The organism is Sphingomonas sp. FW306-05-A, from assembly GCF_058782275.1.
In genome coordinates, this window is record NZ_JBYSXN010000004.1 from 65,497 (window position 1) to 81,868 (window position 16,372).

11 protein-coding genes are annotated in these 16,372 nt (G+C 64.2%); 4 read left to right on the top strand and 7 right to left on the bottom strand.

Annotated features, from left to right (window positions below; genetic code table 11):
- Window positions 1-84 precede the first annotated feature (84 nt).
- Complete coding sequence (locus AC3WJR_RS18225; protein WP_492726803.1) at window positions 85-588, bottom strand: GAF domain-containing protein; 504 nt, start codon at window positions 586-588, stop codon at window positions 85-87.
- 406 nt (window positions 589-994) lie between these two features.
- Between AC3WJR_RS18225 and AC3WJR_RS18230 the strand changes: the two genes are divergently transcribed.
- Together AC3WJR_RS18230 and AC3WJR_RS18235 are read left to right on the top strand one after the other, a co-directional pair.
- Window positions 995-1,774: a DUF1206 domain-containing protein gene (locus AC3WJR_RS18230; RefSeq protein ID WP_492726805.1), complete on the top strand. Its 780-nt coding sequence runs from the start codon at window positions 995-997 to the stop codon at window positions 1,772-1,774.
- Window positions 1,775-1,940: 166 nt separating this feature from the next.
- The gene (locus AC3WJR_RS18235) at window positions 1,941-2,834 is read left to right on the top strand and encodes a Gfo/Idh/MocA family protein (RefSeq protein WP_492726807.1); all 894 of its coding nucleotides are present in this window, start codon (window positions 1,941-1,943) and stop codon (window positions 2,832-2,834) included.
- A gap of 310 nt (window positions 2,835-3,144) precedes the next feature.
- Here the strand turns inward: AC3WJR_RS18235 and AC3WJR_RS18240 are convergent, their stop codons facing one another.
- Together AC3WJR_RS18240 and AC3WJR_RS18245 are read right to left on the bottom strand one after the other, a co-directional pair.
- Window positions 3,145-4,158 carry a glycoside hydrolase family 5 protein gene (locus tag AC3WJR_RS18240; RefSeq protein ID WP_492726809.1) on the bottom strand — a complete coding sequence of 338 codons (1,014 nt, stop codon included), beginning with the start codon at window positions 4,156-4,158 and terminating at the stop codon, window positions 3,145-3,147.
- A 37-nt stretch (window positions 4,159-4,195) separates the two neighbouring features.
- Entirely contained in the window at window positions 4,196-5,155 is a 960-nt protein-coding gene (locus AC3WJR_RS18245; RefSeq protein WP_492726811.1) for a polysaccharide deacetylase family protein, read from the bottom strand.
- 201 nt (window positions 5,156-5,356) lie between these two features.
- On the opposite strand from AC3WJR_RS18245, the gene AC3WJR_RS18250 reads away from it, so the two are divergent.
- Window positions 5,357-6,394, top strand: coding sequence for a cupin-like domain-containing protein (locus AC3WJR_RS18250; RefSeq protein WP_492726813.1), 1,038 nt, complete (start codon window positions 5,357-5,359; stop codon window positions 6,392-6,394).
- Window positions 6,395-6,415: 21 nt separating this feature from the next.
- Here the strand turns inward: AC3WJR_RS18250 and AC3WJR_RS18255 are convergent, their stop codons facing one another.
- Genes AC3WJR_RS18255 through AC3WJR_RS18270 form a run of 4 tightly spaced genes read right to left on the bottom strand, consistent with a single transcriptional unit; the run spans window position 6,416 to window position 12,042 of the window.
- A complete protein-coding gene (locus tag AC3WJR_RS18255) occupies window positions 6,416-7,474 on the bottom strand; it encodes a cupin-like domain-containing protein (protein ID WP_492726815.1) in 1,059 nt (352 codons plus the stop codon).
- Entirely contained in the window at window positions 7,446-9,059 is a 1,614-nt protein-coding gene (locus tag AC3WJR_RS18260; RefSeq protein WP_492726817.1) for a tryptophan halogenase family protein, read from the bottom strand. Before AC3WJR_RS18260 ends, AC3WJR_RS18255 begins: the two co-directional genes overlap by 29 nt.
- Entirely contained in the window at window positions 9,056-10,549 is a 1,494-nt protein-coding gene (locus AC3WJR_RS18265) for a tryptophan 7-halogenase (RefSeq protein WP_492726819.1), read from the bottom strand. Before AC3WJR_RS18265 ends, AC3WJR_RS18260 begins: the two co-directional genes overlap by 4 nt.
- Entirely contained in the window at window positions 10,525-12,042 is a 1,518-nt protein-coding gene (locus AC3WJR_RS18270; protein WP_492726821.1) for a tryptophan halogenase family protein, read from the bottom strand. Before AC3WJR_RS18270 ends, AC3WJR_RS18265 begins: the two co-directional genes overlap by 25 nt.
- A gap of 326 nt (window positions 12,043-12,368) precedes the next feature.
- On the opposite strand from AC3WJR_RS18270, the gene AC3WJR_RS18275 reads away from it, so the two are divergent.
- Complete coding sequence (locus AC3WJR_RS18275; protein WP_492726823.1) at window positions 12,369-15,797, top strand: TonB-dependent receptor; 3,429 nt, start codon at window positions 12,369-12,371, stop codon at window positions 15,795-15,797.
- Window positions 15,798-16,372 lie beyond the last annotated feature (575 nt).

Below are 16,372 nucleotides of genomic sequence, written 5' to 3' on the forward strand. Positions count from 1 at the left end.
GGTTAGACTCATCGAAAAGATAAACGGTTTCGAGCTGCGGCGGGGCATGCCAGCCATGAAAACGGCAGCTCGATGGTCAGACTGTTAGTCGGTCAGTACGCGTTCTGCCTCGCGCGCAAACCTGCCGAGCTCAGCTACGTTTGGGGCTACAGCCCTGGGTGCTAAATCCACCACGCATAGCGCTCCCAGAGCGTAGCCTGACCGGTTCACAAGAGGGATCCCGGCATAGAAACGAACGTACGGTGAGCCTGCGATCATCGGTAAGGATGACCAGCGTTCGTCTTGCGTCGTGTCGAAAATAATAAGAGGTTCTCCAGGACGGAGAATGGCCTGCGCGCAAATTGATGCCGAACGAAGAGTTTCCGTAGCGCCTATGCCAACGCGAGCAGCGATCCACTGACGATCTCGATCGATTATCGAAATTGCTCCGATAGGCGCATCGGCATACGTCGTCGCGCGCTCGACTATGCCTTGTAATGTGCTTTCGCGCTCGGCGGTCGTACGTCTGACAGCGTCCACGGCCCGCTGGCGGCGACGTTCAAATTCCGCATCAGGCGAGGAATCTCGCGTATGCTCAAACACGGTCATGATCGTTCGATAGTTGGTTCTCGTACCTTCACGCCGGCACCTCGTTCGATACTTTAACTCTAACAGCCTCGTAGCACTCGATTATGTTGCTTGCGAACCGAAACGGCAAATAGATGCGCCCGGTTAAGAGGCGCTGGCACCTACTGCGAATGACCGCCCCTGGGTCTTAGCCGACTCGATTTGCGGGGTGGTTTCGCCCACAACCGGATACTTATGCCGGTCGCCGCACTTCGTAGCTTCGGACATTGGTTCATCCCGGCGTGGACAGTTCCAGGGTCTCTCAAGCGAACACGGCTGCGACATCGGGGTCGGCCGGAATAGCGATGTGAGCATCGCAATACCTAGCTATTTGCGATGGGAACGTAATTGGAAGACAGGCCGTTAGGGCAGTCGGGGGACCACTTTCATGAACGTCAGCGGACGGCTCACCACACTTACGCGAATAGGGTTTGCTACGCGGGGGATCCTGTACCTAGTAATCGCCTTCCTTATAATCCGGGTCGGTCGCGCGGAGGACCCAGCCGGCGCGCTTGAATATGTCGGCGACGGGGCCGGTCACGTGCTGCTGTCGATCATGGCAGTCGGGCTTTGTGGCTACGGCCTCTGGCGGCTGGCCGACGCGGCGTTCGACATCGAAAGGCACGGTACGGATCGCAAAGGAATCGTCGAGCGGATCGGTGCGGGGATCAGCGGGATCGTCCACTTGCTGCTTACCTGGCAGGCCGTAAACCTGATCCGCGGACTAGGCGCAAGGGGTGAAGGCGCGCAGGCAGGCACGCAAGTCGCGCTCGATCTGCCCGGCGGCACGCTGCTGGTGATGCTCGGCGCAGTCGCAGTGTTCGGCGTGGGCGTAATTCAGCTGGTCAAGGCAATCAAGGGCAGCTTTCTCAAGTATCTCGCCCCGCAAATTGCGTCGCAGCCTTGGGTACAGTGGAGCGGTCGGGCCGGTTACGGCGCGCGCGGCATAGTGTTCATGATCTGTAGCTATCTGCTGCTCAAGGCTGGAATGACTGACCAGGCGAGCCAAGCGGGCGGTATGGCACAGGCACTATCTTGGCTGACCAGTCCAGCGGATATTGTGGTTGGCGTCGGCCTGTTCGGCTTTGGCGTGTTTGGCCTGATCGAGGCGCGCTACCGTCGGTTGCACGACGTAGCGATGGCTGACGTGCGTACGATCCATAATTGAGCTTGGCGGTCGTATCCAGCAAATGAACAGGCGTTTGTTTCTGGGAGGATACGAGGAGCATTGACCGTATTGATGTGGGTCGTCCCCGACGATTGATTGCGGGCGCGTTCGCGAAGGTATTGCTGCACGGCAAAAGCGGCAATCGTGCCGGACCGAGGAATAGAATATGCGCGTGCTTCTCATCGGGCTGGGCGACGTCGCTCGCAAAGCATATCTTCCGGTTCTGTCCACGCGAGCTGATCTCGACATTCACCTGGCGACGCGCGATGCGGACGTCCTCGACGAGGTCGGCCGCTCGTTTCGTATCGTGCATCGGCACACCAGCGCTACAGATGCGCTTTCCGCCACGTCGTTCGACGCCGCCTTTGTCCACGCGTCCACGCAGGCACACGGTGAACTCGTCAGGCTCCTTATTGAGAGAGGCGTCCCGACCTTCGTCGACAAGCCGCTCGCTGATAATCTTAGTGACGTCGAAGCGCTTGTCACCTTAGCCACGGAACGTGTCGTTCCGCTCATGGTCGGCTTCAACCGACGGTTTGCGCCGGACTATGTCGCCCTGCGAGGCATCGACGCGAACCTCATTATCCTCGAAAAACACCGCTACCGGCAACCCAACGAACCGCGGAAGGTCGTCTTTGATGACTTCATCCACGTTGTCGATACGCTGCTGTTCCTGGCCCCAGGGCCGGTCTGCCGACGCAACATCGAAACCCATGTCGTAGACGGCATGCTTCACACGATCATCCTCACGCTGGCAGGCGACGGGTTTACCGCCATAGGCACGATGCATCGTAACAGTGGGCTCGACGAGGAACGCCTGGACCTCATTGGCGGTGGGGCACGTCATACAGTGATGAACCTCGCTGATCGCGTCGACACGGGCGGGACGCAAAGCTTACATCGACGAGGCGACTGGATCTCGGTGGGACAGCAACGCGGCTTTGCGGCGATGTGCGACGACTTCCTGCTTGCGGCGCGGGAGCGAAGGCTGGTCGATGCAGATGCTATTCTTTCAACGCATGAAATTTGTGAGGCCATCGTACGTCATACGGAAACATGAGTTTTCAGACACGTCTTCCGGGATTTGAACGCGTAGGCACATAGCCTGCACCGACAAGGTCGCCCCCTGCTATGGGCACCAGCGCCCACAACCGGCCCAATGGCGGCATACAAGCCTACCCGAATGAGTGTCCGAAGCTGGGGGGGTGAACGTCTCCTTATAGGTCAGCCCCCCGCAAATGCGGGAAGCGCGGCCGCTAACGTGTCGAGGCGGCTTTAGCCCTCGGTTCGCGCCAGGATACGGATCGCTGCGGGCGGGGTCGGTACCGCCCCGACGTGAAACAGCGCAACCGAAACGAGGCGCCGCACGCTCACGGTGTCCCCGCTAGAGCTTGGCGAATCGGCTCGACCCAAGTGTCGTGATCAATGTCGTAGACGATGAAATCGCCGTCGAATTGCCAATAGGCCCAGGGAAAGGCATGGGCTTCGGCATCGCGCCGGACGATGGCAGTGTAGCGCACGCGGTCCGCCATCGGCGTACCGCTCTTGTCGAAGGCCCCAAATTCGCCGAGCAATACCGGGCGTTTGTTGGCCTTGCTCCAGGCCGCGACCGTGTCGAGGTCCGCACCAATACGTCGCTCGTCGGCCAAGGTCAGTGGGATGCCGTGGAGATCTCGATTGTCGGTCCACGGCGCACCCTGATGGGTAAAGCGGAACGGCTCGTAATAATGAAAGGTGACCAAAATATTGCGGTCGCTCGCCGGCAGCTTTAAGGAATCCAGCTTGCTTAGGCTGTTCCAGTTGGTCGGCCCGATTACGAGCGTGCGCTGCGGGTTGCTGGCGCGGACGACGGGCAGGATCTGCGCGAGCAAGGCGTTCCAGCGATCCGCGTCGAGCTTGCCGTGCGGCTCGTTCAACAGTTCGAACAAAACGGACTTCGGCGCGGCGCGATAGCGAGCGCCGATCTGTTGCCAGAACGCCGTGAGCTTCGGGGCACAGGCGTCGGGATCGTCCGAGCATTTGTTGAAATCATGTTCGTCGATAATCACCGAAAGGCCGGCGTTGCTCGCCTGCTTGACGACGCGGTCGAGCGTGGCGAGCCATTTGGGGTCGAGCCGATAGGCGGCGTCCATATGGTCGAACGCTTGGAGCACGAGGCGGATGAAGTCGAACCCGCCCTTGCAGATGGTCGCGAAATGGCGCGGCTGGAACCGCGCGCGTGCCGAGTCCTTCCACACGGGATCGTAGCCGAGCACGTTAACGCCGCGGTGCAGGCGCGCGGCGGTGGCGAAGGCGTCACCAGCCGGGGCGGCGCTCCCCGCGACCGGCAACAGTGCGGCGCAACACGCTAAGGCGAGCTTCAGGCTGCGGGAAATCGTCGTCATCTCGTCACTCCTGGACCAGTATTGCTTCAGGCCGGTGTCACGCGCAAACGGTTGCGGATGGAAGGGGGGCATTGTCGGGAATGGGCAGCCCCTTCGCATGCGCGGTCGCTTCGAGCGTCGCGGTCGGCCCGGGCTGCGACAGATTTCGCGATCCCTCGTAAAAGGGATCGGCCTCCGCCTTGCGCAGGGTGGTGAAGCCGAACCCCATCCGCGCATAGAGGTCGAGCAGCCGCGGCATCATCCGCGCGTCGAACGCGCCGAGATGGAGCAGCAAGACATAGGGAATGTCCCGCCCAAGCGCGGCGCGGGCAAGGTCGCGCGAGCGCTGTGCCTGCGCGCGCGCGGCGGCGAGGTAGCTCGTCTCCAGCGCCACAATTGCGGTCGGATCGTGCCGTGCGGTGCAGCGCGCGAAGGCGTCGTTCCAAGCGTAGTCGCCAAAGCTCATCGTGACCGCGGCGATCCGATAGCCGCGCGCGCGCAACCCGGCGCGGACGGTGTCTCGCGCGCGGGGGTGCTGCCCCTCGGCGAGAAAGGGGTAGCGGAACCAGTGCCAGTCGCTGCTTCCCGCGACCGCGGCAAGCGGGGGTTCGTTGCGGCGTGCATCGGCGAGGAAGGCGGTCGACCCGACCGTGTCGAGATTGATGTGGCCCGCCGTATGGTTGCCGATCGGAAGCCCGGCCGAACGCCATTCCGCCAGCACTCTGGGGGAGTTCGGGTCACCCGCGCCGAAGCTCGAGTTCATGAAGCCGAACGCGGGCGCATGATGCGCGGCGAGCGCGGCGAGGATCGTTCGGGCGATGACGAGCCGGTCGCCTCCGTTCGGTAACGGGCCGTGCGCGGGCAGGTCATCGAAGGTAAGGGCGATCTGGGGGCGCGCCGGGAACGTCTGCTTCGCAGGAGTTTGGCGTTTCGCTCCTTCCAGCGGCGCGGCGCTGGCCCATTCCGCGACGACCACCGCCGTCATTCCGGCGGCCAAGACTTTCCACCCGTGCATCATGCGTCCAGCTCCCCGCGGATCTGCCCGGCCACGCTGTTGCGATCGCTGTCGGCATATCGTGTTACCGTTATCCCACCGTACCCTGGGGATCGTGTCAACCCGCGGCGTTATCGATGGAGGCGCTTCCAATTCCTCACGTTTTGTGTTCCCAGGTCGTCAGCGTGCTGTCACGAACCCTTCTACTTCGCTACTATTGGAAAGATGTCGGTTCTTCCCCCGCCCGCGACCCAACGCCGCGTTGCCGAACGCGACGCCGTCGATGCCGCGACCTTCGCTCGGGAGGTCGTGACGGCCTATCGACCGGTCGTGCTGCGCGGCCAGATCGCGCACTGGGACTCGGTCGCCGCGGGGGCCGGGGGCGACCGGGCGATGGCGGAATATCTTGCGGGTTTTGCAACTCCGGGGGGGAAGCCGCTCGACGTCATGATTGCCCCGCCAGAGGCGGAGGGGCGCTTCTTTTACGCCGATGATACCTTGACCGGGTTCACCTTCCATCGCCAGCCAGTCCCGATCGGAGCGTTGGTCGCCGAGCTGTTGCGCTTTTCGGAGAGCGCGACCGAACGGCCACACACGCTCTACGCCAACGCCGCGGCCGCGCCGGAGCATCTGCCGGGCTGGGAGACGGCGAACCCACTTGCGCTCGGGGTCGATGCGCCGGCGCGGTTGTGGATCGGCAATGCCACCCGGATCGCGACGCATTACGACACGTCGATTAACATCGCGTGCGTCGTTACGGGGCGGCGGCGGTTCACGCTGTTTCCGCCCGAGCAGCTCGCCAATTTGTATGTCGGGCCGCTCGACCACACGATGGCGGGACCGCCGTCGAGCATGGTCGATCCCGACGCGCCCGACCTGATCCGCTATCCGCGTTTTGCAGACGCGCTCGCGCATGCCGCGGTCGCCGAGCTCGAACCGGGGGATGCGATCTTCATCCCGCCGATCTGGTGGCATCACGTTCGCGCGTTCGACCGGCTCAACGTGCTGGTTAATTACTGGTGGGAGCATCGCTCGAGCGCCGCCTTCCTCGCGCTGGTGCATGCGATCGAGGCGGTGCGCGACTTGCCGGTTGCGGAGAAGACCGCGTGGCGGAGCTGGTACGATCATCTCGTCTTCGCGCCCAATGCGGCGCGGGTGGCGGATCATCTGCCCGAGGCGGCGCGCAGCATCCTTGGGGCCGCAAGCGCGGAGCGGACGGGGAAGATCCGCCAGTTTCTAGTCCGGATGTTGCAGCGGTCATAGGACGAACAGCGGAAGACTGCGTTACGAGCGACTAAGGCTCTCCATCAGGGTCACCCGCATCTTTTCAAGCTCGTCGCGGTCGACCTCGCCCAGCGCACCCCGAACGTGCGGTGGCAGATGCGCCGCCGGGTCTCCCCCGGTCTGGAACACGAGATGATCGAACATCGTGCGCCATACCCGGCGCTGGTCTTCCGGCAGTGTGCGCAGCGCAAAGAGCCCGAGCAACAACGCGTCATACGGGTTGGGCATCCCCGGCGGGGCAGGGTCCCACCAGTAATTGCACAGCACGTTGACCGGCGCGAGCGAGGCCACCGCATGCCACCAGTGGAACGGAATGTAGAGTGCGTCGCCCGGGTCGAGCGTCGCTTCGCAAGCATGCGCCATTGCCTCGGCGAAGCGCGGATAAAGGTCGAGATCGGGCACGTCCGGGTCGACCATGCTGACCGGCGTTCCGGCCGGGGTCAGCTCGTACGGGCCCATGTAAAGGTTGGCAACCTGATCGGGCGGAAACAGCGTAAACCGGCGACGCCCTGCAACGACGACCGCAATATTCTCCATCAGGTCATAATGCGTCGCGACGCGGATCGCATTGCCGAGCCACAACCGCGGCACGACCGTGGGATCGACCAGATCGATGCCGTGCGCCGCGGCGAAACCGGGGAGCAGGTCGGGTGCCGGGATCGACTGGACCGCGATCGCATAAGGGCGTTGCACGTCGCGATCGCGGAGCAGCCGGTCGAGCAGCGGATCGAGCGGGGAGCGGCCGCGGGTGAAGTTGAGCGCAGTGAGACCGGGTTTGTAGAAGAAGCGCCCCTCGATCTCGGGCGCGCCGACGATCGCGCCGACCGGCTCGGCATGGCTGAAGGTCTTAAGATAGTCGACCAGCGCCTCGTCCGACTCCCGCGCGGTGCGGACCGCGGGCCAGTCGGCGGCAAGCCCGCGCAGCACCACCGGCTTGGCGGTGGTGCGGATCTCGGCATCGAAGCGCTCCCGGTCGATGCCGTGCAGTTCCGCGATCGGGGCAGGGGTGGCGAGGCTCGTCATGCCTTCGTCACAGCGGCGATCCGCCGCCACCGACATCGAAGGGCGATTCCGCGGTGAAAGAGAAGAAGGGCACGTCGTCCTTCGGCGTGGGCGCTGGGGCAGGCGCGGCAAGCGGCGACGGTGCGGTCCGCCGCAAGAAATCGCCGTGCGTCGGCAGCCGTTGCGCGGTGTCGAGATAGCCGCGCTGCATCTGTTCGAGCGCGACCGCGACCTTCTGCTCGTCGAGCGCATCAGCGGCGGGCTCCCAGCTCTTGGGGACGATCCCCTGGCCGAGGCAGACTGCGACCCAGCTCGGGCTGGTGAACAGGTCGTAGCCCTCGCGGAACAGCCGCCCCTTGCCCGCGAACAGGTCGATCTTGCGTTGCAGGCTGTCGGGAATCTTCATTGTCCGCACCTTGTCCCAGAAAGGCGAATCGTCGCGGCGCGTGGCCTTGTAATGGAGGATGATGAAGTCGCGGACGTCCTCGTACAGATCGTGCATCTGGCGGTTGAATTCGTCGCGCTCGATCGGGTCGAAGCGCTTGTCGGGGAACAGCGCGAGCAGCCGCTGGATCGCCGCCTGAACGAGATGGATGCTGGTCGATTCAAGTGGTTCGATGAACCCGCTCGACAGGCCCAGTGCAACCACGTTGCGGTTCCAGCACGCGCGGCGTCGCCCTGCGGTGAAGCGCAACCGGCGCGGGTCGGCGAGCGGCTCCGCTTCGAGGCTGGCGAGCAATTGCGCTTCGGCTGCATCGTCGTCGAGATAGTCGCTGCAATAGACGAGGCCGTTCCCCATCCGGTGCTGCAACGGTATCCGCCACTGCCACCCCGCCTGATGCGCAGTCGAGCGGGTGAACGGATCGGGTTCGCCTGGCCGCGGCAGCGCGCAGGGCACCGCGACCGCGCGGTCGCATGGAAGCCAGTGCGCATAGCTTTCGTAGCCGGTGTGAAGCGTCTCCTCGATCAGCAGACCGCGGAAGCCCGAGCAGTCGATAAACAGATCGCCCTCGACCCGCCGCCCGTCTTCGAGCGTCAACGCCTCGACATAGCCGTCGTCCGGACGCTGCGCGACCGTAGCGATCTTGCCCTCAACCCGGACGATCCCCGCCTTTTCGGCATAGTCGCGCAGATGGCGGGCGTAGAGCGAGGCATCGAAATGGAATGCGTAGAACAGCTCGCGCACCGGCGAGCGGGCGTCTTCGTTCGCGCGGCCGAAGGTGCCGTGCTTCGCCGCCATCGCGCTCATCGACCAGGCCGCGATGTCCGCGATCGGGCGTCGCGCCTTCTCGCGCAGCCAGAGCTGGTGGAAATGGATCCCCTGCAAATCGTGCCCATAGGTGCCGAATGGGTGGAAGTACCGCTCGCCGATCGCCCCCCAATTCACGAATTCGATCCCGAGCTTGAACGTCCCCGCAGTCGCGGCGAGGAACGCATTCTCGTCGAGCCCGAGCATCTGGTTGAAATTGATGATCGGCGGGATCGTCGCCTCGCCGACGCCGACCGTGCCGATCTCCTCGGATTCGACCAGTGTCACCTGCGTATAGCCGTTGTTGAGGAAGCGGGCGAAGGCGGAGGCGGCCATCCAGCCGGCGGTGCCCCCGCCGACGATGACGACGCGTCGGATCGAATGCTCGTTCATGGGGTGAGATGTCTCGTCTGGGCCGCACGATAGGCGACGTGGGTGGGAACATGAGGCAGGGCGGCGGTGATCGCGGCGGTCTGGCGGGCCATCGCCGTGCGTACGGAAGCGGCGGGGATAGTCGACACGAGCGGGTCGACACGGCGCGGCAGGAAGCCCTGGCCGATCAGCACCGCGGCCCAGCTGTCGCGCGCGAACGTCTCTTCCTCATGAAAGGGAAGGCGCCCGCGTTCGGCGAATTGCACGAGTGTATGCGCGAGGCTGGCAGGGGGCGCGGTCGCGGCGAGTGTGCGCCACAGTGGATTGTCGCGCTGTGCGATGCGGTAATGCATCGCTAGAAAGTCGCGGACGCGTTCGGCTTCGGCGCGCGTCTGGCGATTGAACTCGGCCACCTCGACCGGGGTCGCGATACGGCCCGGGAGCATCGTTATCAGCCGGTCGATCGCGCTCAGCGCGAGGTGGAGGTTACACCATTCGAGCGGCTCGATCTGGGTCGCCGCATCGCCGATCGCGAGGCAATTGCCCAGCCACGGTTGCGGGCGCGTGCCGGGACGAATTCGGATCGGTTCGCCGGGTGTTGCATCCGAGGCGTTGCGCAGTACGCGCGCCGCCTTGCTGTCGCTGATCGCGTTTGCGGCATAGGCAAAGCCTGCCTGTCCGCCGCTTGACCAGTGCCAGCCTGCCTGATGCGCGGTGACGGTGGTGAGCACCGCCGGCTCCGCGTCCGGTTCGGCGAGCAGTACGCGGTCGCAGGGGAGCCACGCGCTCCAGTCGTCGCTCACCGCGTCGATCGAGCCGCGCAGCCGGGCTTCGGGCCCGGTCGCGTCGATGAACAGGTCGGCGGACTGCGCGGAACCGTCGACCAGCCTGATCGCTGCGATGGCTGTGTCGCCATCCAGTGTCACCCCGGCGATCTCGCCCACTATCTCGCGGACGCCGACATGCAGTGCGAATGCACGCAGCATCGCCGCGTGGCGGGGCAGATCGAGCGTCAAGCCGCATTCGTGGTCGGCGAACGGCGAAGTGGCGGTTGGCGGGACGAACCGCCCGGCGCGCGCGAGCGCCGCGGCGGGCGAATGGCTGTCGAACGGTGCCGCGGTGCCGTCCTGTGCCGATCGCACCCAGTGGAGATAAAAGGCGGCCGGTCCGAATGAAGTGCCGTACCGGCCGTAGGCGTGGACATAGTCCGGCAACCCGGCTGCCCAGCCCACAAACAGCGTTCCCAGCCGATAGCCGCTGCCGGTCCTTACGATCCCGTCGGCGACGCCGATCCCTAGATCTTCTTGAAACCCCAGCAGCGAGGGCAGGGTACAGGCGATCCGGTCGGCTAGTGCGTCCGGCGACGGCGTACAGGCGAGAATCGTCACGTCGAGGGACGGCGCGTGGCGTTTCAGCGCGGCGGCGGCGCACCAGGCCGTGATTCCGCCGCCCGCCACCACGATCCGTTCGAGCCGCTCGCCGCGCATCAGGCGGCTTGCGGCATCGCGCAATAGCGCTCGATGAAGCTTCGGTGATCCGGGCGGCACGCGACATCGCCTGCAATTTCGGCCCGCAGCGCCTCGACGCTGTCGAGCAACGCGACCGTCGCAACCGTGTCGACGCGCGGATCCCAGCCCTCGGGCACGATCCCCTGGCCGAGATAGACCGCAACCCAGCTCGGGTCGAGAAACACCCCTTCGCGATATTTCACGATCCTCGCGCGCGTGCGCCACAGGTCGAGCTTCTCGGACAGCGTGTCCGGGATCGGCATCGTGCGTACATAGTCCCAGAAGGGGGAATCGCTGCGGGTGGTAGCGTGATAATGGAGGATCAGGAAATCGCGGATCCGGTCATATTCGAGGTCGATCACGCGGTTGAACTCATCGCGATCGGTTGCACTGATGCGGCGTTCGGGAAACAGCTCGATTAGTGCGGTGATCGCCTGCTGGACGAGGTAGATGCTGGTCGATTCAAGCGGCTCCAGGAACCCGCTCGCCAGCCCGATCGCAACGCAGTTGCCAACCCAGCTGCGCCGCCGCCGCCCGGCCTTGAACCGCAGCACGCGCGGCGCGGCAAGCGCTTCGCCCTCGACCGCCGTGCCCAGCGCGCGGCGGGCGTCGTCGTCGGACACGAACGCGCTCGCATAGACATAGCCGTTGCCCGTGCGGTGCTGCAGCGGGATGCGCCAGCGCCAGCCCGAGGGCATCGCGATCGCGCTGGTATACGGCGTGACCGCGGTGCGGGTCCGGCACGGCATCGCGACGGCGCGATCGGTCGGCAGCCAGTGCGACCAGTCGGCGAACGGCTCCTCGAGCGCTGACCCGAGGAGCAGCGAGCGGAACCCCGAGCAATCGACGAACAGGTCACCCTCGATCCGTTCGCCACTGTCGAGGTCGATCGCCTTTATATCCCCGCTCTCGCCATCGCGGTCTACGCTGACGACGGTCCCCTCGGTCCGACGAGCGCCGGACTCTTGTGCGATCTGGCGCAAATAAGGCGCGAACAGCAGCGCATCGAATTGATAGGCATAGCCATAGGTCCCCGCGAGCGTGCCGTCAGTCGCCGGGTGATCGAACTTGCCGCCGCGCGCCAGCGCACCGGCGTAGGATAGGCTGTCGAGCGCCGGCAACGCTTTCCCCTCGCGCAGCAGCCGTGTCCAATAGTGGTGAAAGTCGACCGTGCCGGTCCCCCGCCCGAAAGTGCCGAACGGATGGATGTAGCTGTCGCCGATCCGGCCCCAGTCGCGAAACTCGATTCCGAGTTTGAAGGTCGCTCGCGTGCGCGCCATGAAGTCGGCTTCGTCGATCCCGAGCCGTTCGTTGAAAGCGCGCATATGCGGGAGCGTCGCTTCGCCGACGCCGACCACGCCGATCGTTTTGGATTCGACCAGGTGAACCGAAGCATGACCGGGCAACAATCGCACAAGGGCCGCCGCGGTCATCCAACCGGCGGTGCCGCCGCCGACCACCACAACCCGTACATCTCTACCCGCCGTCAGCGGCATCGCTACTCTCCACGCGCGCGTCACAAGCGCGCTGCAGCAGGGGTGCTCGTCCATTAACGACGTCGCGTCAACCGCTGCGCGATTGTTTCCACCTCGTGGCAGTTTTGTCACATATTGTGGAACTTACCGTTTGATTCTCACATAATGTTACCGCAAACATAATCGCGCCAATCGGCAGAATCGATGGCGTTCTCAAGAAAGCAGACGCGAGCACAGCGTCGTTCTAGAAGGGGTCCTGAATGCGCCGATTTGTGCCGAAGACGGCTGCTGTCCGTCACCTTGTTCGTTTTCTCCAGAGCGCATCCGCTACGGCTTTATGTGTCGCAATGGCCGGTGCCGCGCAGGCGCAGACTAGCGCTGACGCCGGGCAATCTTTGCCAAGTGGGTCGAACCAGTCGCCGCCGACCGGGGCGGTTGCCGGACAGGGCACGGCTGGCACCGCCGGGACGCCAACTTCGTCTAGTGAAACGTCAAGCGTCGACGGTCAGGCCGCGACTCCTACGAACGCCGCCAAGGACCCTGACGATATCGTCGTGACCGGGATCCGCCAGAGCCTCGCGAACGCGCAGAACATCAAGCGCAACTCCGACACGGTGGTCGACGCGATCACCGCGCAGGACATTGGCGCCTTGCCTGATCGCTCGGTCACCGAAGCACTTCAACGCGTACCCGGCGTGTCGATCAGCCGCTTCGCCGCGTCCAACGATCCCGACCATTTCTCGGTCGAAGGGTCGGGCGTGGTCATCCGCGGTCTCAATTTCGTCCGCTCCGAATTCAACGGTCGCGACGCCTTCTCCGCCGGGATCGGCGGCCAGTCGCTAAATTTCTCGGACGTGCCCGCCGAACTGCTCGGCTCGGTCGAGGTGTACAAGAACGTCACCGCCGCCTCGATCGAGGGCGGCCTCGCCGGCACGGTCAACCTCAACACGCGCAAGCCGTTCGACAACAAGGGCTTCCATATCGGCGTCGATAGCCAGGCGAGCTATGGCGATCTGCGCAAGAAATGGACCCCGACCGGGTCGATCCTGATCAGCAACACTTGGGACACCGCGGTGGGCCGGTTCGGCCTGCTCGGCGACGTCTCCTATTCGCGCGTCCGCAGCCGCGCCGACGGGTTGCAGATCACCAATTTCCAGGCGCGCGACAATACGCTCGTCACCTATCAGAGCCAGGGCGGCACGACGATCTGTCGCAACCCGCTGCCGGGCAACGCCGACACGACGACCCTGCCCGCCGCGAACGCACCGTGCGGCGCGACATCGGGCGCAGGCGCGGACGGGTTCGCCGATCCGCAGTCGGGCCTGTATGCGCCGCTTGGCGGGCAGTATCGCAGCCAGGAATATGATCGCAAGCGCGACGGCATCGCCATCGCCGCGCAGTTCGAATCGAAGGACCGCCGCTTCCTGCTGACCGGCCAGTACATCCGCTCTCACACCACCAACCGGTCGGACGAGCATACGTTCGAGGCCGCGCCCGATCTTTCGGAATACAGCACCTATCCGATCGGCTGCCAGCAGAACAACGCCGGCCCGCTGACCAATCCCGCCGACGCTAATTCGGGCACGGTGCGCGCGCAATGCCCCGTCGGCCAGTTCACCAATTACAAATACGACGCCAACGGCCTGTTCCAGAGCGGCTATATCACCACGCCGGGGACCGGCTATCGCAGCAGCCTCAGCGGCACGCCGCTCGACACGTTCATCCCGACCGGCGGCGCACCGATCTCGCTGGCGCGCGGGCAGTCCTATGAGCAGAGTACGGTCAACGATTACGGCCTCAACGCGCTGCTCCACCCGACCGACCGGCTGCACATCGCGCTCGACGCCGATTACACGGAATCGCGCCATCAGGTCCGCCAGCTCAACATCTTCGGCGAGACCTATGCCGATCAGGAGCTCGACCTCACCGGCAATTTGCCGAGCGTCGTCTCGCACAAGCCGGCGACGCTCGCGGCGTCGTGGGCGGGCCCGGCCAACCCGGCGCTGGCCAATGCGACCGACGCGCAATATTTCGGCGATCCCAACGTCGAATTCTGGCGTGCGGCAATGGACCATTTCGAGGACAGCCGCGGTAAGGAGTTCCAGTTCAAGGGCGACGTCACCTATGACATCGAGGGGAGCTTCATTGACAAGATCCGGTTCGGCGCGCGCTATGCCGATCGCGATCAGACGGTGAAATATTCGGCGTATAACTGGGGCATGCTCAGCGAGGTGTGGGCCGGTAGCCCAGTCTCGATCAATCAGGTCAACGGCGGCAACGCGAGCTTCCACAGCTTCGACAACTTCTTCCGCGGCGCGACCCCGGGGCCGGCCGGTGCCTATTATTACAACGGCAACATGATCGAGGGGTACGACCAGACCGTCGGATTCATCAACCAGGTCGAGGCCGCCGGTGCGGCCAGTCAGTGTCCGCCCACTGCGGCACCGACAAATCCGCCATGCACGCCGTCGACGCGCTGGTCGCCCGCCGCGCTGCGTGCCGGGGTCGGCGCGGATTCACCGTACCTCCCGAATGAAGTCACGCGCGTGCATCAGCGCGACAGCGCGGCCTATGCAATGGTCTCGTTCAATACCAAGACGCTGGTCCAGGGGCTCGACATCGCGGGCAACGTCGGGGTGCGCTACGTCCATACGGGGATGGACAATTTCGGCGGCAGCATCATCCCGAGCCAGGCAACCCTCGGCATCGCGGACTCCTACCAGAGCCGGTGCGTTCCCGCGGCACCCACGAACCTGCCCGCCGGCTATACGCCCGCGGCACCCGGTGGCGTGTGTCTGCTCGGTGCGGCTGGCTATGGACGCTTGCAGCAATTCGCCGCGCCGAACCCGACGATCGTGCTGGGGCAGGCGTCGAACAACTACACTTACTGGTTGCCGAGTGTGAACCTGAAGGTGGGGCTAACCCCGCAGCTGCTGCTGCGCTTCGCCGGTTCGAAGGTGCTGACGCGGCCCGACACCAATCTGGTCCGCAATTTCCAGCAGATCTCGATCGACGGGAACGGCAACTTCCAGAGCCAGGTCGGCAACCCGTATCTCAAGCCCGCAACGGCATGGCAGTTCGACATCACCGCGGAATGGTATTTCTCGCGCGTCGGGTCGCTGACCGCAGACGTGTTCTACAAGGATATCAGCGGTTTCTTCTATCAGTCGCTGGTCAGCCTGCCGCTCACCAACAACGGCCAGACGTTCGATCTGCTGACGCGCGGCCCGGCCAATTACTCCGGGCACGGCAAGGTCAAGGGAGCGGAAGTCGCCTATCAGCAGACCTTCAACTTCCTGCCCGGTCTGCTCAGCGGGTTTGGCTTCACCGGCAACTATACCTTCATCGAAAGCAACGGGTTGCCCAACTCGTTCTTGAATGGCGGATCGCCGGTCACCAACGTCGCGGCGCAGACTAAGACCGGCAGCTTGCCGCTCGAAGGCCTGTCGAAGCACAACGTCAACGCGACCTTGTTCTACGAAAAGGGCCCGGTCTCGGTTCGCGCGGCGTATAACTGGCGGTCGAAATATCTGCTGACCGCAGCCGACGTGATCTTCCCCTATACGTCAATCTTCCAGGATGCGGCGGGCCAGCTCGATGCTTCGGCGTTCCTCAACCTCAACAAATATGTGAAGATCGGGGTGCAGGGCGTCAATCTCACCAACTCGGTGACCAAGACCCTCCAGGCCTATAGCGGTGATCCGAACACGCTCGCGCCGCGGTCCTATTTCGTCAACGACCGTCGCTTCTCGTTCATCCTGCGCGGCAACTTCTGATTGGCGCGGTCGGGGGGCGACAGGCCCCCTGGCCCACCGTCAGCGGGACGGCGCAGTCGCGAAACGCACCGGCCACCGCCTCGCGCCTGAGTTTGGCCGGGAACTGCGTATTGTACAGCATCGGACGACGCTGCGTGCCGTCCTTGGGCGGCTCGAATCCATCGATCCAGCTTCGATGGTCGCACAGCGATCGACTAGCTGAAATACTCGCCAAAGCTAGTCACGCGTATGTTGATGGGCGCTCCCCAAATGCGGATTGGACTGCCGCGTTCGCAATAGGCAGCGGCAGGCCGTCGGCTGATCTCCTCGCGGTCAGCATTGACGCATACGCAGCAGCGCAGTTGATGACGCGGCACACCTTGTCCCTCGGGCATTGCCGAATCGTGTTCGTCGTCGGTAATTGGAGACATAGCAAAAGTATGTGACGGCTCGATGGTTATCGCGCGACGCCTAAGACGAGGAGGCGGCTAGGATAACGACGGTAATATCAAAACTCACCACCCCCAGCGCATAGAGTTGCCGCGGATAGTATTTTGTCTCTCCCCGCGGTGGGCGAACGGCTTGCTGTTACGTCG

What these genes read in the sequence shown, in the direction of transcription:
- AC3WJR_RS18225 (WP_492726803.1), bottom strand. Translation starts at nt 588, where the DNA reads ATGACCGTGTTTGAGCATACGCGAGATTCCTCGCCTGATGCGGAATTT.
- AC3WJR_RS18250 (WP_492726813.1), top strand. Translation starts at nt 5,357, where the DNA reads ATGTCGGTTCTTCCCCCGCCCGCGACCCAACGCCGCGTTGCCGAACGC.
- AC3WJR_RS18230 (WP_492726805.1), top strand. Translation starts at nt 995, where the DNA reads ATGAACGTCAGCGGACGGCTCACCACACTTACGCGAATAGGGTTTGCT.
- AC3WJR_RS18245 (WP_492726811.1), bottom strand. Translation starts at nt 5,155, where the DNA reads ATGATGCACGGGTGGAAAGTCTTGGCCGCCGGAATGACGGCGGTGGTC.
- AC3WJR_RS18235 (WP_492726807.1), top strand. Translation starts at nt 1,941, where the DNA reads ATGCGCGTGCTTCTCATCGGGCTGGGCGACGTCGCTCGCAAAGCATAT.
- AC3WJR_RS18260 (WP_492726817.1), bottom strand. Translation starts at nt 9,059, where the DNA reads ATGAACGAGCATTCGATCCGACGCGTCGTCATCGTCGGCGGGGGCACC.
- AC3WJR_RS18255 (WP_492726815.1), bottom strand. Translation starts at nt 7,474, where the DNA reads ATGTCGGTGGCGGCGGATCGCCGCTGTGACGAAGGCATGACGAGCCTC.
- AC3WJR_RS18275 (WP_492726823.1), top strand. Translation starts at nt 12,369, where the DNA reads ATGGCCGGTGCCGCGCAGGCGCAGACTAGCGCTGACGCCGGGCAATCT.
- AC3WJR_RS18270 (WP_492726821.1), bottom strand. Translation starts at nt 12,042, where the DNA reads ATGCCGCTGACGGCGGGTAGAGATGTACGGGTTGTGGTGGTCGGCGGC.
- AC3WJR_RS18240 (WP_492726809.1), bottom strand. Translation starts at nt 4,158, where the DNA reads ATGACGACGATTTCCCGCAGCCTGAAGCTCGCCTTAGCGTGTTGCGCC.